The following is a 24079-nucleotide window of genomic DNA, read 5'->3' on the forward strand; positions in this document are numbered from 1 at the left end:
ACAGGCCGGGCGGGGAGGAGGGACCTCAGCCGGAGGCCGCGGACCAGCTCCACTCCGCGACCTCCGGCAGGTCCGTTCCGTGCTCGCGGATCCAGGAGTGGTGCCGGTTCCGCACGTCCTGCATCGCCTGACGCACGCCCGTCGCCCGCACGGGCAGACCCGGTGTGCGGTCGATGACGTCCATCACGAGCCGGTAGCGGTCCATGTCGTTGCGCATCACCATGTCGAAGGGCGTTGTGGTGGCGCCCGATTCCTTGTAGCCGCGCACGTGGAGCGAGTCGTGCACGGCCCGCCGGTACGCGAGACGGTGCACCAGCCACGGATAGCCGTGGTACGCGAAGATCACCGGCTTGTCGCGGGTGAAGACGGCGTCGAACTCGGCGTCGGGCAGACCGTGCGGATGCTCCGTGCGCGGCAACAGCCGCGCGATGTCGACCACGTTGACCACTCGTACCGCAAGCTGCGGCAGATGCTCGCGCAGCAGCGACGCCGCCGCCAGCGTCTCCTGCGTGGGGACGTCGCCGGCGCAGGCCAGCACCACATCCGGCTCCCCGTCAGGCGCCTCGGTGCCCGCCCACTCCCACACGCCGAGGCCGCGCTCGCAGTGGCCGCGGGCCTCCTCAAGGGACAGCCAGTCGAAGCACTGCTGCTTGCCGGCCACGACGACGTTGACGGTGTCGCGCGTGCGCAGCACATGATCTGCCACGCACAGCAGCGTGTTGGCGTCCGGCGGCAGATAGACCCGCACCACCTGGGGGCTCTTGTTCATGATGTGGTCGATGAAACCGGGGTCCTGATGGGAGAAGCCGTTGTGGTCCTGCCGCCAAGCGTGTGACGTGAGCAGGTAGTTGAGCGAGGCGAGCGGCCTGCGCCACGGAACCTCACGCGAGCTCTGAAGCCACTTGACGTGCTGCCCCGCCATGCTTGCGACGATGTGCGCGAACGCCTCGTACGTGCCGAAGAGCCCGTGCCTGCCCGTGAGCAGGTAACCCTCCAGCCAGCCCTGGCACATGTGCTCCGAGAGCACCTCCAGCACCCGCCCCTGCGGACCGAGGTGTTCGTCGGTCTTGAGCATCTGCGCCTGCCAGCCGCGCGAGGTGACATCGAAGACGCCGTCGAGGTGGTTCGAGGCCGTCTCGTCAGGACCGAACAGGCGGAAGTCGCGCCGCTCCTGAGTGTCCGAGAACAACTCCGTCAGCGCTCCGCCCAGCACGCGCGTGGGTTCGTGCGAGGTGTGCCCGTGCCGCTCGACGTCCACGGCGTGCGGTTCGAGCGCGGGAAGCGGCAGCTCACGCACCAGTCGCCCGCCGTTCGCGTGCGGGACGGCGCCGAGCCTGCGCTCTCCCTCCGGCACACAGGCCAGGACCTGCTCGCCGGGCCTGCCCTCCTCGTCGAAGAGTTCCTGAGGCCCGTACGAGCGCAGCCAGTTCTCCAACTGCCGCAGACGCGCCGGGTCTTCACGCACACCCGTCAGCGGGATCTGATGCGAGCGCCAGGTGCCCTCGACGGGTACGCCATCGACCTCGGCAGGGCCCGTCCAGCCTTTCGGAGTACGCAGCACCAGCATCGGCCAGCGCGGCCGGTGCACCGCGTCGCCCGCACGTGCCCGGGCCTCGCGCTGGTACCGCCCGATGCGCTCCAGCGCCACGTCGAAGGCCCCTGCCAGCGCACGGTGGGTCTCGGCCGGCGGTGTGTCCGGGTGCGCGGTGACGTGCAGCGGGTCGTACCCGTAGCCGCGCACGAGGGCGTCCAGCTCGTCCTCCGGCAGCCGGGCCAGGACCGTCGGATTCGCGATCTTGTATCCGTTGAGGTGGAGCACCGGCAGAACGGCACCGTCGTGCACCGGGTCGAGGAACTTGTTGGAGTGCCAGGCCGCGGCCAGCGGTCCCGTCTCGGCCTCACCGTCCCCCACGACGGCGCACACCAGCAGATCGGGGTTGTCGAACGCCGCGCCGTAGGCGTGGGCCAGCGCGTAGCCGAGTTCGCCGCCCTCCTGGATCGAACCGGGTACGTCGGGTGCCGTATGACTGGGCAGTCCGCCCGGCTGGGAGAAGTCGCGGAAGAGGCCCTGCATGCCTTCGGCGTCACGCCGCCGTGCGGGTTCGAGTTCGCCGAACGTCCCCTCCAGCCACGCTCCTGCCAGCACCGCCGGAGCGCCGTGCCCCGGGCCCCAGATGCCCATGGCCTCCAGCCCGTGGGTCCGGATGGCCCGGTTGAGGTGGGTGTACACGAGCCCCAGCCCGGGCGCCGAACCCCAGTGCCCCAGCAGCCTGGGCTTGATGTGCTCCGCGCGCAGCGGCTCACGGAGCAGCGGATTGTCCCGCAGATACAGCTGGCAGGCGGAGAGATAGTTCATGGCTCGCCAGTGGGCGTCCAGCTGGGCGGTCTCTGCGTCGGAGAGCGGGGGAGACGTGTGCATTCCGGATGGGTACCAGGGTGGGCCACCTGACACACGTGGCTGCGGGCCGGGGAGTATCCCGAACCGTGTCGGATTGTCCGGGTCCACAGCGTTGCCTGGTGCTGTGACGCGCGGCACGATGACGGTGTGCTTAATCCATGGCTGGCGCTGGAGGCAGGGGCAGACGCGGCCGAGCGGACCGGTCAGGTACGCCGCGCGCACGAGGAGTTCGTGACCCAGGGCGCGATCGGCGCGCAGGTGCGGAACGTGGTGGCCGAGTCCTGGCAGCGCTGCGCCGGTGCGTCCGTGGAGCCCGAGAGCGTGGCCCGGATCGACCTCGCGGACGACGACCTCGCCGCGTACCGCTCCGCGCACCCCCTGGACCGCGTCATGCCCCTCTTCCGCGAGCTCCTCGGCACGGTCGCCGACGACGGCGCCCACCTGCTGTCCGTGTGCGACGAGAACGGGCGCATGCTGTGGGTCGAGGGACACTCCCAAGTCCAGCGCCACGCCGAGCGGATGAACTTCGTTCCGGGCGCCCGCTGGTCCGAGCGCTACATCGGCACCAACGCCCCGGGCACGGCGCTGGCCGTCGACCACGCCGTGCAGATCTTCACCGCCGAGCACTACTGCCGGCCGGTGCAGGCGTGGACGTGCGCCGCCGCCCCCGTGCACGATCCGCGCACCCACCGCCTGATCGGAGCGATCGACATCACCGGCGGCGACCATCTCGCCTCGCCCCAGAGCCTCGCGCTCGTCCAGGCGACGGCACGCGCCGCCGAGGCATACCTGGCCGAACTGGCGGCCGCGAGCGGCACGTCCGCCGACGGCGCACCCGTGCTGAACGCACTCGGCTGCGACGAGGCCCTGCTCGACGCCGGACGCGGCACACCCGTGCGCCTGGGCAGGCGGCACAGCGAGATCATGGTGCTCCTCGCCGCGCACCCCGAAGGCCTCACCGGTGAACGCCTCGCCCTCGAACTCTACGGAGAACGGACCGTCACGCCGGTCACGTTGCGCGCCGAACTCTCCCGTCTGCGCGGGCTGCTGGGGCCGCTGCTCGACTCACGTCCCTACCGGCTGCGCACCGCACCGCACACCGACCACGACGCCGTCGGCGAGGCAGTGGCCGAGGGCGACCTGCCCGCCGCGATCGCCGCCTACCGCGGCCCGCTGCTGCCGCTCTCCGAGGCCCCCGGTGTCGTACGGCTGCGCAGGCGGCTGGAGGACCGGCTGCGCCGGGCCCTGCTCTCCTCCCGCGACCCCAGCCTGCTGGAGGAGTGGGTGCGTACGCCCTGGGGTGAGGACGATCTGGAGATGTGGGAGGCACTGCTGGCCGGACGCCAGGGCGGCGAGGCCCGCACCTCCGCCCTGGTCCGCCGCGTACGCGAACTGCGGCGCACCTACGGCCTGGAGAGCCCGCGGATGCCCTCCGCGCGCCGTCCGTACGCAGAGGATAGGGGAGCGCACGCAACGTATCGGCAACGTTCCCGTCCCTAGTCTCTCCCGCAACACCGGGCCCGCCGAGGGATGAGGCGGGCCGCCTGCACCAAGGGGAGGCAGTGATGAGCCGCTACGCCGCGCCCGGGTCCGACGGGGCCGTCATGAACTACAAGTCCCGCTACGACCACTGGATCGGGGGCACATACGTCGCCCCCAAACAGGGCGGCTACTTCGAGAACCCCACACCGGTCACGGGAGCACCCTTCACCGAGATCGCCCGGGGCACCGCCGACGACGTGGAGCGGGCCATCGATGCGGCGCACGAGGCCGCACCGGCCTGGGGCCGCACGCCGCCCGCCGAACGCGCTGCGGTGCTCAACAGGATCGCGCAGCGCATGGAGGACCACCTCGAGGAACTGGCCGTCGCCGAGAGCTGGGAGAACGGCAAGCCCGTGCGTGAGGCACTGGCCGCCGACATCCCCCTCGCCATCGACCACTTCCGCTACTTCGCCGGTGCCATCCGTGCACAGGAGGGGTCGCTGTCCGAGATCGACGAGGACACCGTCGCCTACCACTTCCACGAACCCCTCGGCGTGGTCGCCCAGATCATTCCGTGGAACTTCCCGATCCTGATGGCCGTGTGGAAGCTGGCTCCCGCGCTGGCGGCCGGCAACGCGGTCGTGCTCAAGCCCGCCGAACAGACCCCGGCCTCCGTCCACTTCTGGATGAGCCTGGTCGCCGACCTGCTGCCTCCGGGCGTCGTGAACATCGTCAACGGCTTCGGAGCGGAAGCCGGCAAGCCTCTGGCCAGCAGCCCCCGCGTGGCCAAGGTCGCCTTCACCGGCGAGACCACCACGGGCCGGCTGATCATGCAGTACGCCTCCGAGAACCTCAAGCCGGTCACCCTCGAACTCGGCGGCAAGAGCCCCAACATCTTCTTCGACGACGTCTCCGTGGCCGACGACGACTTCTTCGACAAGGCGATGGAAGGCTTCACGATGTTCGCCCTCAACCAGGGCGAGGTGTGCACGTGTCCCTCGCGTGCGCTCATTCAGCACGGCCACTACCGGGACTTCCTCGACGCGGGCATCGCCCGTACGGAGAAGATCGTCCAGGGACACCCGCTGGACACCGAGACCATGGTGGGCGCCCAGGCCTCCAACGACCAGCTGGAGAAGATCCTCTCCTACCTCGACATCGGCAAGCAGGAAGGCGCTAAGGCGCTGACCGGCGGCAGCCGCGCCGAACTGGGCGGGGAGCTGGAGGGCGGCTACTACGTGCGGCCCACCATCCTCGAGGGCAAGAACAGCATGCGCGTCTTCCAGGAGGAGATCTTCGGTCCGGTCGTCGCCGTCACCGGCTTCTCCGACTTCGAGGACGCCATGACGACGGCCAACGACACCCTCTACGGGCTCGGCGCCGGAGTGTGGACCCGCGACGGCAGCACCGCCTACCGCGCGGGACGCACCATCCAGGCCGGGCGTGTGTGGACGAACTGCTACCACGCCTACCCGGCGCACGCCGCGTTCGGCGGTTACAAGCAGTCCGGCATCGGCAGGGAGAACCACCGGATGATGCTCGACCACTACCAGCAGACCAAGAACCTGCTGGTGAGCTACTCGCCGAAGAAGCTCGGTCTCTTCTGATGTCGTCGGCGGAGCAGGCACAGGACCGGGCGGCGGCACCGGCACCGGAACGGGTCGGCCTCACCGAGGAGGCCGCCCGGATGATCCGGCAGCTGACGGACCAGCACGGGCCGTTGATGTTCCACCAGTCCGGCGGCTGCTGCGACGGCAGCTCTCCGATGTGCTACCAGCTCGGCGAGCTGCGCACGGGAGATTCGGACGTGCTGCTCGGGCGGCTGGCGGTGGAGGGCGTCGACGAACCGGTGCCGTTCTGGATGTCATCGAGCCAGTTCGCGTACTGGAGCCACACCCACCTGACGGTGGACGTGGTTCCGGGACGCGGCAGCGGATTCTCGCTCGAGGCGCCGGAAGGTGTGCGTTTCCTGATCCGCTCGCGGCTGATGGACGAGAGCGGCTGAACTGCCGCCGGATTCCCGGCGGTTCGGCTCCTCCCCCTGGGGAACCGGGCCGCCGGAACAGCGGTGGAGGGGCGCTCGCTCTGGCACCTCCCAGGTGCCGAACAGGCACCGCCTAGGCGAGCACCTCGACCGAGTCGCCGCTGCGCACCCTGCCCGTGCGCTCGGGGATCAGATTCTGGCCGAAGACCAACTGGTCCCCGAAGCGACGGTGGCGGGCGAGGGTGCGCAGCGGTTCCCTTCCGCGTACGCCCGACGTCTGGTCGGTGGTGGTCACCACGCAGCGCCCGCACGGCTTGGCCACACGGAAGACGACCTCGCCGATGCGCAGCCGCCGCCATTCGTCCTCGGCCCACGGAGCACTTCCCGCGACGACGAGGTTCGGCCTGAAGCGGTTCATCGGCAGGGGACCCTCGTTGGCGTGATCGCCCTGTGCGATCAGCGAGTTGAGCGCGTTCAGCGAGGAGTCCGCCGTGAGCAGGAGCGGGAAGCCGTCGGCCAGCGAGACCGTCTGCCCGTCCGGGGCGAATTGCGGGTCGATGGGGCGTCGCCGTCCGGGGGCGTCCAGGTGCACCAGCAAGACCTGCGTACCGAGATACGCGGAGAACCAGTCGCTCGCCTCCGCGTCGGCGGGCACCACGTCGAGCTTCGTCCCGAACAGCCGGACGGGGACCGTGTCCCGGTCCGCCGGCGGCACGCCGATCCCGATCGGCTCCCTCCCCGGAGCCGTCACGTCGAGCGCCGCTTCTCCCGGACCTCCCCCGGAAGCGCCCGCGAGGACCGGTACGGCCCGGACGAAGGCAAGGCGCGGCTGCTCCCGCTGCGTGACCTGGCTTCCGTCCGGAGACGCCAGCATCCAGCGCCTGTCTGCGGACGGCCCCCAGGGCTCGACCCTCAGCTCTTCACGCGTGACCCCCGCCAGTGCTTTCACCGGGTAGAGGTGGAGCGATGCCAGTCTCGGGGACGCCATGCCGCCATCCTGCCACCCGCGCCGTCACCCGAAGGTGCCGGATCCGGTCAGTAACCGCGGCCCGGGTACTGTTGGCCTCCGTACGGGTCCTCGTAGGCGTTCGGCATCTGCCGGGGCGCCGCGGGACGCGGTGCGGCGGGACGGGGAGCGGCAGGCCGCGGCGGCGCGACCGGCCGCATCTGCTGCGGCGGCTGCGGCTGTTGGTACTGCTGAGGCTGCTGCCGCGGGTCCTGGTATCCACGCTGCGGCGGTGCCTGCTGCGGAATGTAGGGTGCGGGCGCCTGCTGAAGCGGAGCCTGCTGCAGGGGCGCCGGCTGGGCCATGCCGGGCTGCGGGGGCTGGTTGCCCATCCCCGGGTACCCCTGCTGAGGCGTGTACTGCTGCTGGTGGCTCGGACCGGCGGGCAGCGCCGGAAGCGCGGGGGGAAGCGCGGCGAGGGAAGGCAGAGCGTCGTACGCCGACGGGACCCGGATGGGCGCGATCTGCGGAGTGCCACGCTCGTTCACGAGCATGTCGTAGATCGGCGTATCGGGGTACGAAGGGCCAGCGTAGTAGCCGCCAGGGGAGTAGCGGGGGGAGGTCATGCCCATAAGGTAAGCCCAAAATGTGGCCGTTGGGGACCCCGGTCAAGGAGCGGTTTCTCGTGCTTGCGATGACTCCCCGTCATCAATCCGAGTGAAAACGGGGAAAATCGGTCACCAAGACGTGTCGAGATGTTGTAACGGGAAGCGTCACCCGCAGGCATGCGGTGGGCGGAGCACCTGCACCGGCGGACGAGGGGGAGTGGAGAGGCATGACGATGCGGAAGGGCACCAACGTCCCGGTCGCGGCAGCGTCGGTACGTATCGAGCTCGGGCGGGACTCCGGAGCCGGCCCCGTGGACGTGGACGCCTCCGCCTTGCTGCTGACGGCCTCCGGCAAGGTCCGCTCCGACGACGACTTCGTCTTCTACAACCAGCCCCGTCACGCCTCCGGCGCCGTGACCCACGAGGGCAAGCGGTCCGAAGGCGCCGCTGTCGTGGACGTATTGAGCGCGGACCTGGCCAGCGCCGAGCCCGGCATCGACAGGATCGTCGTCGCTGCCTCCGCCGAAGGAGGCACCTTCGGGCAGGTCCCCGGGCTGTACGTACGGATCGTGGACGCGGCCGGCGGGACGGAGATCGCCCGCTTCGACAGCACCGATGCCACGGTCGAGACGGCGTTCGTCCTCGGTGAGCTCTACCGCAGGCAGGGCGGCTGGAAGTTCCGTGCCGTCGGCCAGGGGTACGGCAGCGGACTGGCCGGTCTGGCAACGGACTTCGGGATCAGTGTTGACGAGGGGACGGACACAGGCGCACCGGTGCGCGAGACAGCGCCCGCAGCCCCACCGGCCGCTTCTGCTGACCCGCAGCAGGATCGGCCCGCGACTCCCGCACCGGCCGCGCCCGAACCCGTGCGGCTGACCAAGGTCACGCTGACCAAGCAGGCCCCCTCGGTCTCCCTCACCAAGCAGGGCGGCACCGGGGGAGCCCTGCGGATCAACCTCAACTGGCAGGTGCAGAAGCAGTTCTCGGGCTGGGGCCGGAAGCTCGGGAAGGCCGTGGCCGGATACTCCGATCTCGACCTGGACCTGTGCGCCCTCTTCGAACTCGCCGACGGCCGCAAGGGCGCCGTCCAGGCACTCGGCAACGCCTTCGGTTCGCTGCACCAGCCCCCGTATATACACCTCGACGGCGACGACCGCACCGGCTCGGTCGCCTCCGGGGAGAACCTCACCGTCAATCTCGACCACGCGGCGGACCTGCGGCGGATCCTCGTCTTCGTCACGATCTACTCCGGGGCACGCAGCTTCGACGGCGTCCACGGCACCGTCACCCTCCAGCCGCAGCACGGCGCCCCCGTGGAGTTCTCGCTCGACGAGTGCACCGTCCCGTCCAACGTCTGCGCGCTCGCGCTCATCAGCAACGAAAGCGGCGACCTCGTCGTGCACCGCGAGGCCCGATACCTGGTCACCGAGCGCGGCAGCAGCCCGCAGCGCACCGTCGACGTGGCCTACGGCTGGGGCATGCAGTGGACTCCGGGCCGCAAGTGAACTGCCGTCCGCCTCACGGCATTCGCCTTCAGGCGTAGGTGCGGCCCTTCCAGGCGGCACCGCGCCCGCGATGGTGACGCAGCGCCGAATCGAGCGTCATCAGCAGATACAGGGCAGCTGTCACGGGCAGCGCGAGCGCCCGCCACGGCGGCTGCTGGTAGTAGCGCAGCATCGGGATGTACGTCAGTGCCATCACCGCCCAGGCCGCCGCGCCTACAGGCGAGCCCGCCAGCGCGGTCAGCGGCGGCACGAGATACACCAAAGTCAGCCCTGCCACCGTGCCCAGGAGCACCAGCGGGTTGTTCCCGAGCTGTGCGTACGCGCTGCGCGCCACCATCCGCCACAGCTGCGGCAGCCGCTCGTAGGGACGCACGCTCTGCACGCCGTCCGCCAGCCCCAGCCAGATCCGCCCACCGCTCCGTTTGACGGCTCGTGCGAGCGTCACGTCGTCGATGACGGCGTGCCGGATGCTCTCCGGGATGTGTGCGCGCACGGCCGCTTCGGAGCGCAGCAACACGCAGCCGCCGGCCGCGGCGGCGGTACGGGACGTGGGCCGGTTGACCCGGCCGAAGGGATAGAGCTGCGCGAAGAAGTAGACGAAGGCGGGGACGATGAGCCGCTCCCACGCGCTGTCGGCCCGCAGCCGCGCCATCTGGGAGAGCAGGTCGAGACGGGCGCCGGTTGCCGCGCTGACCAGGTCCCGCAGCGAGCCGGGCGCGTGAGCGATGTCCGCGTCCGTGAGCAGAAGGAATTCGGCTCCGGCCCGTTCCCGCGCGAGTGCCATGCCGTGCCGCAGCGCCCACAGCTTGCCCGTCCAGCCGGGTTCGGGCTCACCGGGGGAGGTGACGGTCAACGGCAGGCCCTGCGGCGCCTGTTCGCGCGCGAGGCGCCGCGCCAGTTCGCCGGTACCGTCCGAGGAGGCGTCGTCGACGAGGAAGATCTCTGCGCGCCCCGGATAGTCCTGGACCAGCAGACCGGGAAGGCTCAGCGGCAGGACCTCCGCCTCGTCCCGCGCCGGCACGACGATCGCCACCGCCGGCCACTCCTCCGGCTCCGGCCGCGGCGGCAGCCGGATGTCGGTACGCCAGAAGCGGGCCTGCCCCAGCAGCAGCCACAGCCAGGCGGCAAGCGATCCCGAGGCGATCCAGGTCAGAGCGCTCATCCGCCGCAGTCTGCCGCACCGCGGGCGGCGCGGGTGGTACGCCGGGGCCGTGGTAGGCCGGATGGGGCCGCTTGGCCCGCTTGGCTCATCGACTACAGTGGCGTGCCGTGAAGATCGCGTTGGTGGACTCGGGTATCGGCCTTCTCGCGGCGGCGGCGGCAGTACGCAGAGCACGTCCCGACGCGGATCTCGTCCTCTCCAGCGACCCCGACAGCATGCCGTGGGGTCCGCGCAGCGCCGACGACATCACCGCACACGCCCTGGCCTGCGCGAAGGCCGCCGGCGCCCACGAACCGGACGCCCTGATCGTCGCCTGCAACACCGCCTCCGTACACGCCCTGGCGGCGCTCCGCGAGGAGATGGAGCCGTACCTCCCCGTCATCGGGACGGTGCCCGCCGTGAAACCGGCCGCACAGAGTGGCGGCCCCGTCGCCGTCTGGGCCACTCCGGCGACCACGGGAAGCCCCTATCAACGCCGCCTCATCGCCGACTTCGGCAAGGACGCCCAGTTCACGGAGGTCCCCTGTCACGGCCTCGCGGACGCGGTGGAGACGGCGCAGGAACACGCCGTCGACGTGGCCATCGGTGCGGCCGCCGCGCTCACGCCTCGCGGTGTGCGTGCCGTCGTCCTCGGGTGCACGCACTACGAACTCGTCGGCGCACGCATCCGCGCCGCCGTCTCGGAGGCGGACGGCACACCGCCGGTGCTCTTCGGCTCCGCCGAAGCGGTGGCCGCCCAGGCCCTGCGCAGGATCGGCGCCGGCCCGGACCCGGGCGCCGCCCCGACCGGCGGGCTGACCGTGCTCCTCGCGGGGCGTACGTCCCCGCTGCCCGAGGTCGCGAACACCTACGCCGAGGGCCGGCTTCTCGTCGGCGCCCCCGTCACGCCTTGATCCGGGCCGCGGCCGGCCGGACGTAATCTGCGTCCCATGAGCGAGCACCCGCAAGTCTCACCGGGGCCTGCCGGGGTCTGGACCGGCGGCGCGGCCAACCGCGTGCAATGGCTGCTGGCGCCAATCGGCGCCGCATGCGCGGGTCTCGGTCTGGTGCTGGGTGCGCGTGCCTCGTGGGAGCTGAACAGCGCACCCCTGGCCATGTCCGTCGTGGGCTGCCTCGCCGCCGGGCTGCTGGGTCTCTTCGGCACTCTCGCGTTCGTCCATGTGCGCGTCACGGTCGACAGCGAAGCGCTCGAACTGCGCTGCGGGCACGCAGGGGTGCCGCGGCGCCGCATCCCGCTCTCCGACGTCCTCGCCGCAGAGGTCGTCCCCGGTGTCACGCCACGTCAGTGGGGCGGCTGGGGCTACAGATGGCTACCCGGCAAGGGCACGGCGGTCGTCGTGCGGCGCGGGGAAGGCGTGCGGCTGCGGCTTCAGGACGGGCAGACCTTCACCTTCACCGTGGACGACGCGGAGTCGGCGGTGCGGGCGATCCACGGTCACCTCTCGTAGGGCGCCCGGCTCAGCTGAGCCGCCTCGCGCAGGCGATGCCTGCGAGGAGTCCCGCGCCCGCCGTCACCTGAGTGAAGCTCAGTGCGTTGCCTATCGCCGCCAGGGCGGCGAGCGCCGAGAGCGCCGCGCCCGCCGTCAGCACGACAGGTGTGGGTCTGGACGAGGCGCACAGCGCGAACAGCAGCCACCCGAAGGCGCAGGCGAGCAGCGCCAGCCCCGGCAGGCCCTGCTCGGCGGCAACCTGCAGCGGAGCGGAGTGCGGCTTGCCGTCGGAAGGTGCCGCTGCCTCCTCGGGTTGGGTGCCCTGTGCCGTGTACGCAGCCGGCGCGGTGCCGGTACCCGTGCCTCCCGCCGTGATGCTCAGATCCCGGAACGTGTCGGGACCGGTGCCGAAGAGCGGGTTGTCCTGCGTGATGGCGAGGGCGTCCCGCCACAACTCGACCCGGTGGGCCGTCAGTTGCTCGTGCAGAGCGGCCGGTGTCCCGCGCGGCTGTTCCTCCTGCGCCACGACGAAGGTGACGCCCGAGACGGCCGCGGCGGCCAGTGCGAGAGCCGCCAGGAACACCGGCCGCCGGCGTATCCGTCCCGCGACGAGGGAGCACAGCAGTACGCCCAGGGCGGCCGCGAAGCCGACCGGAGTGCCCACGAGCAGGGCGCACACCACTGTCCCGGCCGCCACCAGCCGCAGGCCGCTGCGCACGGCACCCACCGGTGCCGCCCATGCGGCGCAGCAGAACGCGCCGACGGCGAGCGTGAGGAGCGCGGCCGTCACGCCCGAACGCCCCGCCGGGCCCGCGAAGTCGATGCCGCCCGGCATCACATGCGAGGACGTCGGGCCGAAGAACGCGAGAAAGACCCCCGCGGCTCCCGCTCCCGCCGCCGCACCGGCGGGCAGTAGTGAACCCAGGATGCGTCCCGTGGCGTATCCGCCGCCCACCGCGAGCACGGCGAGCAGCAGCCCCTCCGGCCGGGCGTCACGCCCTGCGGCCGTGACCAGCGCCCACGCGGCACAGGCCCCCAGCACGAGCACCCCTGTGACGTCGGCGGTACCGTTCTCCCGTTCACGCACCGCTGACGGACCGAGCACCGGTGACGTCATCCCCTGCGACCCCCCGAAACCGGCGCATCCCGTACCCCCGGCCGGTCGGCCGGCGGCGCGGGCTGCGACTTCGCGACTCAACGGTAATGCGTGACAGGCGGATTGTGGATATCTCGTACGCGAGTGATGTGCCTCCGGTGAACGGTGGGCGGCCGAGGGACGTGTCCCGAACCGCGTAGGCTCGGGATCATGGCGACACCCGAATTCATCCGCACGATCCGCGCCGCCGCAGGTCATCAGCTTCTCTACCTGCCAGGTGTGAGTGCCGTCGTGTTCGACGAGGACGGCCGTGTGCTGCTGGGCAGGCGGGCCGACACAGGGCACTGGTCGATCATCGGCGGCATCCCCGAGCCGGGCGAGCAGCCCGCGGCGGCGGCTCAGCGCGAGGTCGAGGAGGAGACTGCCGTCCGGTGCGTGGCCGAACGGGTGGTCCTCGTACAGGCGTTGGAGGAGCCGATCACCTACCCCAACGGCGACATCTGCCAGTACATGGACATCTGCTTCCGCTGCCGCGTCACCGGGGGAGAGGCCCGGGTCAACGACGAGGAGTCGCTGGAGGTGGGCTGGTTCGGGCTGGACGCGCTGCCGCCCATGGGGGAGTCCGTCGTGACCCGCATCAAACAGGCCACCGGGGACGGTCCCACCTGGTTCGAGGGGATCGGCCGCGACTGAGCCGGCCGGACCGCCTTCCCGGCCGCGAGCGAAGGCGGAGGTCACGGGCGCGCGGAGGCGTGGCGTTACGTTGGAGTAGAGGGCCGCTCGGGGGAGACGATCCGAGGAGACGAGCATGACCGGCACCCTGGAACGGCTCGCGGACGAAGGGGTGGCTCCCTGGCTGGACGACCTGAGCCGCGAGCGGCTCGCGAGCGGCGGGCTGTCCCGGCTGGTGAGCGAGCAGGGCGTCGTGGGAATCACCAGCAATCCGACGATCTTCGACAAGGCGATCGGTTCAGGGCTGCACTACGACGCGCAGATCACGGATCTCGCCCGGCGGGGCGTCGGTGTCGCCGAGGCCGCCCGGCTGGTGACCGCCTACGACGTGCGCTGGGCGTGCGATGCCCTGCGCGACGTTTACGAGATGACCCATGGCGTGGACGGACGCGTGTCGATCGAGGTGGCTCCGCAGCTGGCCCGGGACACCATGGCGTCCCTGGCCGAGGCGCGGGACCTGTGGTGGCAGGTGGACCGGCCCAATCTCTTCGTGAAGATCCCCGCCACCCGTGAGGGCCTCGGAGCGATCAGCGCGGCCCTGGGAGAGGGCATCAGCGTCAACGTGACCCTGATCTTCTCCCTCGACCGTTACGCCGAGGTCGTCTCCGCCTTCCTCGCCGGAATGGAAGGGGCGCAGGCCGCCGGGCACGACCTTTCCTCCATCGCGTCGGTGGCGTCCTTCTTCGTCAGCCGCGTGGACACCGAGACCGACAACCGCCTGGACAAGATAGGCAGTTCACAGGCGCGGGCCCTGCGCGGCCGAGCAGCGATCGCCAACGCCCGGCTCGCCTACGGGCAGTTCGAGCAGGCCCGAGCGAGCGAGCGCTGGCGGGCACTCGAGGCAGCCGGAATGAAACCGCAGCGTCCGCTGTGGGCCTCCACCGGTGTCAAGGATCCGGCCTTCGACGACACCCGCTACGTCGTGGAGCTCGTGGCGCCCGACATCGTGAGCACCATGCCGGAGGCGACTCTGCGCGCGGTCGAGGAGCACGGAGAGATCAGGGGCGACACCATCCACGGCTCGTACGCGGAGTCCCAGCAGATCCTCGACGACCTCGACGTGGCAGGTGTCTCCTACCACGATGTCGTGACGACTCTCGAAGAAGAGGGCATACAGAAATTCTCGGACTCATGGCGCGACCTGTTCGGCACCCTGGACGAGGAGCTGCGTACCGCCGCCTCCAGGAGCCGGTCAGCCTGAGGGCTCGTCACGGTGCGGCACAGCCGCCAGGGCCCGGAAAGAGACGCCCGCCGCGAGGCGCTGACGGGGCGCCGACCGATCGCCACCCGAGGAGCAGAACATGGCCGCGAACCCACCGTTCGTGATCGCCGGAGCGGGACTGGCCGGAGCGAAGGCCGCAGAGGCCCTGCGCGAAGGGGGGTTCGGCGGGCCCCTCGTCCTCGTCGGCGACGAGGACGAGCAACCGTACGAACGTCCGGCACTGTCGAAGGAGTACCTCCAGGGCACATCGCCGCGTGAGGACGTCTTCGTCCACCCACAACGTTGGTACGAGGAGAACGGCGTCGAGTTGCGCCTCGGCGTCCCCGTGGCGGCGGTCGACCCCGGTGGCCACGCGGTGACTCTCGCGGATGGCAGCTCCCTCCCGTATGCGAAGTTGCTGCTGGCCACCGGCTCCTCCCCGCGCAGGCTGCCCGTGGGGGGCGAGAACCTCGACGGCGTGCACTACCTGCGGCGCCTCGCCGACAGCGACCGCCTGAAGGAGACCTTCCGCACCGCCTCCAGGGTCGTCGTCATCGGCGGCGGCTGGATCGGGCTCGAGACCACGGCAGCCGCCCGCACGGCAGGCGTTCAGGTCACGCTTCTCGAGGCGGCGGAACTGCCGCTGCTCGCCGTCCTGGGACGCGAGACCGCCCAGGTCTTCGCCGACCTCCACACGGAGCACGGCGTCGATCTGCGCTGCGGCACACACGTCACGGAGATCACCGGCGAGAACGGCCACGTCAGCGGCGTGCTTCTGCACGGCGGCGAGCGCATCGAGGCAGACGCCGTGATCGTCGGCGTCGGCATCACACCCAACACCGGGCTCGCCGTCGACGCCGGACTGGAGGTCGAGGACGGCATCCGCGTCGATGCCGCCCTGCGCACCTCGCATCCGGACATCTGGGCCGCCGGCGACGTCGCAAGCGCCCTCCACCCCCTGCTCGGCAGGCACATCCGCGTCGAGCACTGGGCCAACGCACTCAACCAGCCCGCCACGGCTGCCCGGTCGATGCTCGGGGAGGACGCGAGCTACGACAGGCTTCCGTACTTCTTCACCGACCAGTACGACCTCGGCATGGAGTACACGGGCCATGCGGGAGCGGGCACCTACGACCAGGTCGTCGTCAGGGGAAGCACCGCCGACCGCGAGTTCATCGCGTTCTGGCTCGACCAGCGCCGGGTACTGGCCGGGATGAACGTCAACGTCTGGGACGTCACCGACCCGATCCGCACGCTCGTGACTTCCCGTCTGCCCGTCGAAGCATCGAGACTCGCAGATGTGGGCGTTCCCCTGACCGAGGTCTTCGCGGAAGGGTGACGACGGAGCCCGCGGACCGCGCGGAGGCGCTGCGCGGCGGTGGGGCGGATGAGCGACGACGGACATGCGCAGCGAGGGAGAAGAGCGTCACGTGCAGGAGAGCCACGAGCAGCAGGGCGGGGAGCCGGCGTGCTTCCTGAACCAGGTGTGCGAGGAGTGCGGCCGGGTGCGGGAGGACCCCTCCCGGCCTGACTGCGAGAATTGCGGCCACGACCCGCAGGCAGCCGCTGCGCCGGACGGCGGCACCGGTTCGCGCCGGCGCGATCGCGACCCCGAGGGCAAGGCCCGCAACGCACGGCCGCGCGACGGACTGGGACGGCCGCTTCCCTACGGGGAGCAGGGCGTCCCCCGACAGCCCGAGGGCGTGGTGCGCACCCCGGACCGGACGCTCGACGAGGCGCAGCGGCTGCTCGACGACGGCATGCCCTTCCACGCACACGAGGTGCTGGAGGACGCCTGGAAGAGCGCGCCCGAGGCGGAAGCGCCGCTGTGGAAGGGCCTGGCGCAACTCGCCGTCGGGATCACCCACCTCGCCCGCGGAAACACCAAGGGCGGCGCACGGCTGCTGCTGCGCGGAGGCGAGGGCGTCGAGCCGTACCGGGGCAGTCCCCCTCACGGCATCGACGTCGCGGGACTCGCGGACTGGGCGCGCACCACCGCAGACGGCGCGGACCAGGCGAGCCGTCAGAACACGGACGGGCCGCCGACGGGCAAGCCGACGGCTCCGAGGCTCCGCGGGCAGGGCTGAACCGGCCCGCGGCGCAGCGCGTTCACACCTTCCGGAAGTGGTACGCCTCCTCGGCGGCCGCCGCGACCTCCGCCAGATCCGCACCGCCCGCGGAGGCGACCACGGCGGCGATCGCTCCCTCGACGAGCGGAGCGTCCACCAGCTGGGCGTTCTCCGGCAGTTCGTCTCCTTCGGCCAGCAATACCTTCACCGTCAGCACCGCGCTGCCGAGGTCGACCAGGATGGCCACGCCGGCCCCCGTGTCGACCTTGTGTGCGGCGGCGCTGATGAGTTCCGCGCTGGTGCCCAGGCCACCGTCCGGCCCGCCGCCCGCGCCCTCCACAGGCGCGCTGTCCCTTCCGGCTGCGAGCCCGACGGCGAGGCGCGCGACGGAGTCGGCGACCTCCTTGCTGTGCGAGACCAGGACGATCCCGACCTTCGGCCGCTGCTTCCCCGCCGAGGACCGGGCCGTGGCCTCCCTGCCGGCGAGGGAAGCGTCTTGCTGCTCACTCATCGGCGACCGCCCCGGCCAGAGCCGTGAAGAGCAGCGCGGAGGAGGTCGCGCCGGGGTCCTTGTGCCCGATGCTTCTCTCGCCGAGATAGCTCGCCCGCCCCTTGCGCGCCCGCATCGGCACGGTCGCCAGCGCGCCCTCGTCGGCGGCGGTGCGGGCCGCGCCGTAGGGGTGGGGCCCGCCCGCGGCCAGGGCCTCCACGCCGGGGTAGAGCGCGTCCAGCATCGTCTTGTCTCCCAGGGCGGCACCGCCCAGCTGTGCCACGGCGTCGACGCCGATGCGCATGGCCTCGGCCAGCTGGCTGCCCGTCACCCGGTCCGCGTCGCCGAGGGCCTTGCCCGTACGGCGCAGAAGTGTCCCGTACAGCGGGCCGGACGCACCGCCGACGCTGGAGACCAACTGCCGTCCGGCGAGGATCAGTACGGCCCCGGGCGCCGAGGGCGACTCCTTCCCCAGAGCAGTCACCACAGCGGCGAATCCGCGCTGCAGGTTGCTGCCGTGGTCCGCGTCGCCGATGGCCGAGTCGAGTTCGGTGAGCAGGTCCGCTTCACGCTCCACGGAGGCGGCTGCGGTGGTGAGCCAGCGGAAGACGGTACCGGCGTCCAGCTCATCGGTCAGGTCGGTCAAGACAACTCCCTCTTCAGGACCGAGGGCCGATCCCGGAACGGCGACCGCGGCCCGGCCCGATGCTCATGACTCATCTTCAGCAACCCCAGCGAAGCGCCGGCGTGTTCACCGGGGCGTCGTACAGCCGCAGGATCTCCTCGTCGGCCCGGCACAGTGTCACCGAGGCTCCCGCCATGTCCAGCGAGGTGACGTAGTTGCCGACGAGGGTACGGGCGACCGGCACCCGGCGCTCGTCCAGGACTCGCCGGACCTCGGCGCAGAATCCGTAGAGCTCGAGCAGGGGGGTGGCGCCCATGCCGTTGACGAGGACCAGCACGGGACCGTCCGGCTCCAGGTCGGTGAGCACCGCGTCCAGGGCGAAGTCGGCGATCTCTCCGGAGGTCATCATCGGGCGGCGCTCACGGCCGGACTCGCCGTGGATGCCGATGCCGAGCTCCAGCTCACCTGCGGGCAGGTCGAAGGTGGGGCTGCCCTTCGAGGGCGTCGTGCAGGGGGCGAGCGCCACACCGAAGCTCCGGGAGGAGTCGGCGACCTGACGGGCGATCGCCTCGACATGCTCCAGCGGCGCGCCCTCCTCCGCGAGAGCTCCGGCGACCTTCTCGACGAACAGCGTCGCGCCCGTGCCGCGACGTCCGGCGGTGAACTCGCTGTCGGTGACAGCGACATCGTCCTGGACGAGGACCTTGCCCACCTGGATGCCCTCGTCCTCGGCCAGCTCGGCGGCCATGTCGAAGTTGAGCACGTCGCCGGTGTAGTTCTTGACGACGAACAGGACGCCCTTGCCACTGTCCACGGCTGCGGCGGCGCGCGTCATCTGGTCGGGAACGGGGGAGGTGAAGACCGCGCCGGGACAGGCGGCGTCGAGCATGCCCCTGCCGACGAAGCCGTTGTGCAGGGGCTCGTGGCCGGAGCCTCCGCCGGAGACCAGGCCCACCTTGTCGGCCACGGGGGCGTCACGCCGCAGCACGACGCGGTTCTCCACGTCGACCGTCAGCTCGGGATGCGCGGCGGCGATCCCCCGGAGGGCGTCCGCGACGACACTTTCCGGCACATTGATCAGCATCTTCATTGATACCTCCGAGTGAGCGTAACACTGTCCCTCTGGCCAGTATTACTACAGGTAGGAGCCGACATCGCGACTGCGTCGTCCGGTCGTCCCGGGTGCGTGGAACGGCCCCGGTGGGAGGGTCGCCGCCGCGCCGAGAGGTCTGTCTGACCACCTGTCAGGAGATCTCTCAGGGCTCGAGCCGCGCCCTGGTCCGGCTGCACACGTACAGCCTGCCGCACACGGAGGCCGCCGCGGCGGTCCGTGCCGCCGTTGCGGCGGGTCTCCCCGCGCGGCCCGCGGCCGGGAGTGCCGGAGCGGTCAGCCGAGTTCGAGGCTGGTGACACCGAAGACGCGCTCCGCCCGAATGACGGGTGGCTCGCCCTTGTACATGCGCACCGTTCCGGAGCCGAGCGCCAGGCCACGGCTCGTGGCGAGGGAGACGGCCGCTTCGTGTGTCTCAGGGATGTCGACATGGACCTCGTCGTCCGGGCTGAGGTGTGCGATGAGCGTGTCGAAGAGAGCCTCGGCGACCTCCGGGGTGCCGGCGAAGAGAGGCCCGATGCGGTGGCCGTCCCTGGCCTGCCGGATCACGCCGTAGCCGGCCGGTTCACCGTCGCGTACGTAGACGTGCGCACGGTGTCCGGGCGCACTCAGCCACCGGCCGAGGAAGGCCTTGCGGGGTGCGGGGAAGCACTCTTCGTCGTAGGCGGCGATCGCCTTGAGGTGATCCTCCGTCACGGGCTCGACGGACGGCGACGGGACGCCCGGAGAAGTGGGACGCCCGCCGTAGCGACCCGTGCGGTATGCGGCGGTGAAGCCCGAACGCCGGTAGGTGTCCTCCTGGGCGGGGACCGCGTCGAGGCCGATGGTCCTGCCGCCTGCGTGCGGGACGGCCGCCCGCCAAGTGCCCATGCCCAGTCCCTTTCCCCGCAGATCGGGATGGACGAGGTAGTAGCCGAGGAAGGCGAAGTCGTCGGAGTAGTTCACGACGGAGACGGCCGAGACGAGCCGGCCGTCCTGGCGCCCCAGGAAGAAGCCGTCGGGGTCGGTCGGGTGGAAGCAGGCCGTGTCGCCCAGGCCCGGGTTCCACTGCTCCTCGGCCGCCCACTCCTCGACCTGGAGCCATTCCTCCGACGAGGCGAGCGTGACGCCGAGTCCGTCCGCGCCGCCGTGAGGTGAGCCGGCCGCGGCGGTGGCCGCGGCTCCCGAGGGCTGCTGCGAGGCGTCGTCGCCGAGAGGTTCCATGCCTTGTGTCCGTCCTTTCCTTGGATGGTTGCGGCCGGCGGGCCGGCACGGCCGGCCCGCCGGCACATCGTCAGATCAGGTCCATGGCCGCCACTTCGTCGGGACGGCCGTAGCTGACGGGACCCTGGAAGCGCCTGCGGGCGGTGGCGAACCACCACACCGTCGCGATGATCAGGACCACGGCCAGTGCGATCGGCGCGTAGTTGAAGTTCGACGCGGTGATCGGCGAGGCGTGCGGCAGCATGAACAGCACGTTGCTGACGAGGATCCACGCGACGGCGACGATCCCGATCGGCTTGCCCCAGCGCCCGAGGTGCCACGGCCCGTGCTCGAAGTCGCTCAGCCGCAGGCGGAGGTAGATGGGCACCGCGTAGGCGAGGAAGAGCCCGACGACGTTGACGCTGACGATGGCGGTGAACGCCGTCTCCGACCACCAGCCCGGGACGACCAGGACCAGGGAGCACGCCGCTGCCAGCCACACGGCCTTGACAGGCGTACGCGTACGGGGCGAGACCGAATGCCACCAGCGGGAACCGGGCATCGCGCCGTCACGTGAAAAGGCGAAGATCTGCCGGGTGTTGCTGGTCATGTTGGCCAGACCGCAAAAGAGCATCGCGCCGATCACGATGAGCAGGAGAAGCTTGGCTGTGCCCATGCCAAGCGCGTCCAGGAGAATCTGCACGGGCGGAGCGTCCGCCGCCGCTTCCTTGTCGTAGTCACGGATCGCGAAGACCAGCGCGAGCATGAGGACGAGACCTGTGATCGCGGAGTAACCGATTGCACGCATGATGCCACGCGGCGCGTTCACCGTGGCCTGAACGGTCTCTTCTGACATGTGGAAACTGCCGTCGAAGCCGGTAAAGGTCCAGCTCGTGACGAGCAGACCGAGCATGCCGCCGTAAAGGGCGCTCGTGAAACCGGTGTTGTTGGCGAAGTGCGTCACGAAGGACGCCGACTGGTGATGGTCGGGCATCACTGTCAGTGCGGTGACGATTACCACCATTCCGATCAGCAGCCACCACACCGAGATGCGGTTGAGCACGGCGACGAGGTGCACCGTGTAGGTGTTCGCGAGGCCCTGAAGCACCAGGATCACTGCGGTGATGAGCACGGTGCGCTGACCCGTGACCTCGTAGGACGGCCACTGCATCGCCATGAACGCCTGGATGAAGGTGGCGGCCGCGTACCCGGTCGCCGCCGTGCCTCCCACCTGGCCGACGAAGTTGAGCCAGCCCGTGTACCAGGACCATGCGCCCTTGTGCTTCTTGGCGAGCTTTCCCGCGGAGAAATACAGGGCACCACTGGTCGGATAAGCGGAAGCGATCTCGCCCATCGACGCACCGATGAAGAGAACCATCACCGAGACGCCGATCCAGCCGAATACCAGAACCAGCGGGCCGCCCGCATTCATCCCGAAACCGAACGAGGAGAAAATCCCGGAGATGATGTTGATGATGGTGAATGAGATCGCGAAATTGTCGAACGCGCGGAATCGGCGCGTAAGTTTCCGCGGATAACCCATCGCATGCAACGTGGCATCATCGTCGAGAGCGGCAGGCGCTTCGCGCTGTCGTATTCTCGTGCGGCTTGCGAAAGCGGAGTCGGACACGGGCGGACCTTTCTTGTATGGACATCGGGAAAGCTTCGTCGCGATCGGTGCGGAGAGTGCGCGGCGCCTCAGGGCAAGGGCGGCCACGGACTCTGTGCCGTCGCAGGCGCGGAAGTACGGGCCACCTCAGCGCGCGCCCGGTACGGGGAGCCCGCACGCGAGACGTGCCTTGCTGAGCTGCTCCTCGGGATCACCGAGGGCGCTCCACGGCATCCGTGAGGCGTAGGGCCCCATCGCCGCGAAGACGGGACGGGCCTCGAACTCGCAGTGCGCCATGATCAGTGCGTGTGCCAGGTATGCCAGGTCCAGCACCGGTGTGAACTCGTAGCCCGCGACCTCCGGCAGCCAGTGCTGGTACGCCCCCAGTGCGGTGGCCTTCCACTGGGGCTGCTCCCACGTGCGGTCGGCCAGGAGCGAGGTCGGGTCGTGCTCCTCGATCAGGGCCACCAGTGGCAGGAGTCTCAACGCGGAGGATGCCGGGGCCCGTTGACCGAGGAACGCGGCAACGTCCCAGGCGGCCTTGCCGGAACCGCCGTAGCGGGCGAAGAAGAAGGACAGGAACCGGTGATGGGCCTCCCTGTGCCACGGGTCGAGCCGCAGGATGTGCGAGAAAAGCGACCAGGGGCCTTCGGGAGAGGTGAGCAGACCCTGCGGTGCCGGGTCACGGGGGCGCTGGAGGCGGGCCAGCGAGAGCTGGGTGACCCACGGCGTCGGGTCCCTCGGTGCCATCAGCGCCGCACGCTGACATGCGGCGAAGGCGATACGGCCGAGGTCGCCGGCGTGGCGGTCCTCGGTGTCCGCCGCGCGCAGTGCGCGCAGCGAGGAGACCCGCGCCCACAGCAGCGCCGCCTCTTTGCTGGGCTCCTCGGCCAGCCAGCGTTCCGCGAGGTCGGAGTCGCACGCCTCGGAGGCGAGCACGAGTGAACGGTGGGCGCGCAGGCCGAAGTCCCTCTGAGCGTCCTTCAGCACCTCGTGCGAGCTGAGGTAGCGGCCCGCGCGCACGTCCACGCATGCTCGTGCCAGCTGACGGTCATCGGCCGCCGGGTGCCACACGTACTGCCCCTCGAAAAAGCCAGCGGTCATGCTCTCCTGCCGAATCTGCTCTCTCTGCCGATGCCATCCCAATGTGCACAATTCGGGCAACCCGAATTCGACCGGAACGCGTCCGGTGCCCGGCAGCAACGCACACCCTACTCAGCGTCATGACCGACCGGAACCACTATTCCCTATCACTCCGGTCTCGAAGTCCTCTTTCCTGCCCGTTCCACCCTTGCTTTGCCACCGCAGGGGTGAGGGAGGGTATGTGCTGAGCATATGTCAGCCCCTCGCGACACTATTTGTGTTGAGCGGAAGGGGTCCCTCCGGGGTTGAACGCACGTCGCATGCGACTGTGCGGCCGGCCTGGCCGATGAGGTCCGTAGGTGTTCCTCAAGTCCCTCTCTCCGGAAGGTCTGTTCGAAGAACGCGCCCTGGAAAGCAGCACGTTGAATGCCGAACTGCTTTGATTCCCAAGGAAGTTGGAGGCGGAAGGCGGCTGCCGGGAGTGTGCGTCCGTGTCGCGGCCGGTTCGGCCTTGTGTCGGGAGAGTCCGAAAACCTGCATTTCCTGGTATTTTCCGGGCCTATCGGAGCAAGAGGAGGCGCGTGATGGGGCTGGCGGCTCCGCTGTGGGACGTGCACAACCATCAGGGCTGGTCCCAGCTGGGCGAGTTGGGCCTCGCGCTGGTGCTCTCGACCCTCATCGGCTGGGAACGGGGCTCGCGGCAGAAGAGCGCCGGGCTGCGCACGCACGCGCTCGTCGGGATCGCCAGCGCCCTGATGATGCAGATTTCCCAGTTCGGCTTCAGCAGCGTGCTGGGCACCCAGGACGTCTCCTTCGACCCTTCCCGGGTCGCCTCGCAGATCATCGCCGGTATCGGCTTCATCGGCGGTGGGCTGATCTTCGTACGCCGCGACGCCGTTCGGGGCCTCACCACCGCCGCGACGGTCTGGCTCACCTGTGCCGTGGGCATGGCCTGCGGCGGTGGACTCGGCGTGCTGGCGGCGGTGACCACCGCACTGCACTTCGTCGTCATCCGCGGTTATCCCCTCGTCGCCGCCCGGCTCTCCACGGGGCCCACGCTCAGGGAGTCCACGGTCCGGCTGCGCTACCGCACCGGGGAGTCCCTGCTGCCCCGGCTCATGGAGATCTGCACCGACCGAGGATTCCGCATCCTCGGCGTCAGTGTGGACAGAGTGCCGCGGCCCGAGGAGGGCGCCGTGGTGGAGCGTGCGGGCGCGGAGACCACGGCGCGGGTGGCGCTCCGGCTGGAGGGCACGGCCGACGTGCGCGAGTTGGCCTCCGAGATCTTCGGCACCGAGGGAGTGCTGGGCATGGAGGTCTCGACGGACTCCGATCCGGACGAATGAACCTGTGCCGGGAGCCCGGG

General features: G+C 70.5%; 22 protein-coding genes. 11 read left to right on the top strand and 11 right to left on the bottom strand.

Annotated features, from left to right (window positions below; all coding sequences use genetic code 11):
- Positions 1-25: 25 nt before the first annotated feature.
- Entirely contained in the window at positions 26-2419 is a 2394-nt protein-coding gene (locus I004_RS0114285) for a phosphoketolase family protein (protein WP_028436059.1), read from the bottom strand.
- 126 nt (positions 2420-2545) lie between these two features.
- Here I004_RS0114285 and I004_RS33935 point away from each other — a divergent pair, with 126 nt between their 5' ends.
- From I004_RS33935 to I004_RS0114300, 3 genes are all read left to right on the top strand, one after another.
- Positions 2546-3898, top strand: a complete 1353-nt coding sequence (locus tag I004_RS33935) for a GAF domain-containing protein (RefSeq protein WP_106965339.1) — start codon at positions 2546-2548, stop codon at positions 3896-3898.
- A 65-nt stretch (positions 3899-3963) separates the two neighbouring features.
- Positions 3964-5487, top strand: a complete 1524-nt coding sequence (exaC, locus tag I004_RS0114295) for an acetaldehyde dehydrogenase ExaC (RefSeq protein ID WP_028436060.1) — start codon at positions 3964-3966, stop codon at positions 5485-5487.
- Entirely contained in the window at positions 5487-5885 is a 399-nt protein-coding gene (locus tag I004_RS0114300; protein ID WP_037976134.1) for a DUF779 domain-containing protein, read from the top strand. Before exaC ends, I004_RS0114300 begins: the two co-directional genes overlap by 1 nt.
- Positions 5886-5997: 112 nt before the next feature.
- Here the strand turns inward: I004_RS0114300 and I004_RS0114305 are convergent, their stop codons facing one another.
- Positions 5998-6852: an MOSC N-terminal beta barrel domain-containing protein gene (locus tag I004_RS0114305; protein ID WP_028436062.1), complete on the bottom strand. Its 855-nt coding sequence runs from the start codon at positions 6850-6852 to the stop codon at positions 5998-6000.
- 47 nt (positions 6853-6899) lie between these two features.
- The gene (locus I004_RS0114310; RefSeq protein ID WP_028436063.1) at positions 6900-7436 is read right to left on the bottom strand and encodes a DUF6643 family protein; all 537 of its coding nucleotides are present in this window, start codon (positions 7434-7436) and stop codon (positions 6900-6902) included.
- 209 nt (positions 7437-7645) lie between these two features.
- Between I004_RS0114310 and I004_RS0114315 the strand changes: the two genes are divergently transcribed.
- A complete protein-coding gene (locus I004_RS0114315) occupies positions 7646-8923 on the top strand; it encodes a TerD domain-containing protein (RefSeq protein ID WP_028436064.1) in 1278 nt (425 codons plus the stop codon).
- A 28-nt stretch (positions 8924-8951) separates the two neighbouring features.
- Here I004_RS0114315 and I004_RS0114320 read toward each other — a convergent pair whose 3' ends face one another.
- A complete protein-coding gene (locus I004_RS0114320; protein WP_028436065.1) occupies positions 8952-10085 on the bottom strand; it encodes a glycosyltransferase in 1134 nt (377 codons plus the stop codon).
- Positions 10086-10192: 107 nt separating this feature from the next.
- Here I004_RS0114320 and I004_RS0114325 point away from each other — a divergent pair, with 107 nt between their 5' ends.
- The gene (locus tag I004_RS0114325; RefSeq protein ID WP_028436066.1) at positions 10193-10978 is read left to right on the top strand and encodes an aspartate/glutamate racemase family protein; all 786 of its coding nucleotides are present in this window, start codon (positions 10193-10195) and stop codon (positions 10976-10978) included.
- A gap of 36 nt (positions 10979-11014) precedes the next feature.
- The gene (locus tag I004_RS0114330) at positions 11015-11533 is read left to right on the top strand and encodes a hypothetical protein (protein WP_028436067.1); all 519 of its coding nucleotides are present in this window, start codon (positions 11015-11017) and stop codon (positions 11531-11533) included.
- Positions 11534-11543: 10 nt separating this feature from the next.
- On the opposite strand, the gene I004_RS33940 is transcribed toward I004_RS0114330, so the two are convergent.
- Positions 11544-12632 carry an O-antigen ligase family protein gene (locus I004_RS33940; protein ID WP_078511175.1) on the bottom strand — a complete coding sequence of 363 codons (1089 nt, stop codon included), beginning with the start codon at positions 12630-12632 and terminating at the stop codon, positions 11544-11546.
- Between the two features lie 189 nt (positions 12633-12821).
- On the opposite strand from I004_RS33940, the gene I004_RS0114340 reads away from it, so the two are divergent.
- From I004_RS0114340 to I004_RS33945, 4 genes are all read left to right on the top strand, one after another.
- A complete protein-coding gene (locus I004_RS0114340; protein WP_028436068.1) occupies positions 12822-13304 on the top strand; it encodes an NUDIX hydrolase in 483 nt (160 codons plus the stop codon).
- 115 nt (positions 13305-13419) lie between these two features.
- Positions 13420-14544 carry a transaldolase gene (tal, locus tag I004_RS0114345; RefSeq protein WP_028436069.1) on the top strand — a complete coding sequence of 375 codons (1125 nt, stop codon included), beginning with the start codon at positions 13420-13422 and terminating at the stop codon, positions 14542-14544.
- Between the two features lie 100 nt (positions 14545-14644).
- Positions 14645-15883, top strand: coding sequence for an FAD-dependent oxidoreductase (locus I004_RS0114350; protein WP_028436070.1), 1239 nt, complete (start codon positions 14645-14647; stop codon positions 15881-15883).
- 166 nt (positions 15884-16049) lie between these two features.
- Positions 16050-16631: a DUF309 domain-containing protein gene (locus I004_RS33945; protein ID WP_486579998.1), complete on the top strand. Its 582-nt coding sequence runs from the start codon at positions 16050-16052 to the stop codon at positions 16629-16631.
- Positions 16632-16653: 22 nt separating this feature from the next.
- Here the strand turns inward: I004_RS33945 and I004_RS0114360 are convergent, their stop codons facing one another.
- From I004_RS0114360 to I004_RS0114385, 6 genes are all read right to left on the bottom strand, one after another.
- A complete protein-coding gene (locus I004_RS0114360) occupies positions 16654-17124 on the bottom strand; it encodes a PTS sugar transporter subunit IIA domain-containing protein (RefSeq protein ID WP_078511179.1) in 471 nt (156 codons plus the stop codon).
- Positions 17117-17749 carry a dihydroxyacetone kinase subunit DhaL gene (gene dhaL / locus I004_RS0114365; protein WP_486579991.1) on the bottom strand — a complete coding sequence of 211 codons (633 nt, stop codon included), beginning with the start codon at positions 17747-17749 and terminating at the stop codon, positions 17117-17119. Before dhaL ends, I004_RS0114360 begins: the two co-directional genes overlap by 8 nt.
- Before the next feature lie 76 nt (positions 17750-17825).
- Positions 17826-18818 (bottom strand): dihydroxyacetone kinase subunit DhaK, encoded by a 993-nt coding sequence (gene dhaK, locus I004_RS0114370; protein WP_028436073.1) that lies wholly within the window; start codon positions 18816-18818, stop codon positions 17826-17828.
- Positions 18819-19115: 297 nt separating this feature from the next.
- Entirely contained in the window at positions 19116-20042 is a 927-nt protein-coding gene (locus I004_RS33950) for a GNAT family N-acetyltransferase (protein ID WP_106965341.1), read from the bottom strand.
- Between the two features lie 70 nt (positions 20043-20112).
- On the bottom strand, positions 20113-21564 hold the full coding sequence (locus I004_RS0114380) for an amino acid permease (RefSeq protein ID WP_028436074.1): 1452 nt from the start codon (positions 21562-21564) through the stop codon (positions 20113-20115).
- 213 nt (positions 21565-21777) lie between these two features.
- Positions 21778-22734 (bottom strand): hypothetical protein, encoded by a 957-nt coding sequence (locus tag I004_RS0114385; protein ID WP_199779390.1) that lies wholly within the window; start codon positions 22732-22734, stop codon positions 21778-21780.
- Positions 22735-23294: 560 nt separating this feature from the next.
- On the opposite strand from I004_RS0114385, the gene I004_RS0114395 reads away from it, so the two are divergent.
- A complete protein-coding gene (locus I004_RS0114395; RefSeq protein ID WP_028436076.1) occupies positions 23295-24059 on the top strand; it encodes an MgtC/SapB family protein in 765 nt (254 codons plus the stop codon).
- The last annotated feature ends 20 nt before the right edge of the window (positions 24060-24079 follow it).

Source organism: Streptomyces sp. TAA486, from assembly GCF_000426165.1.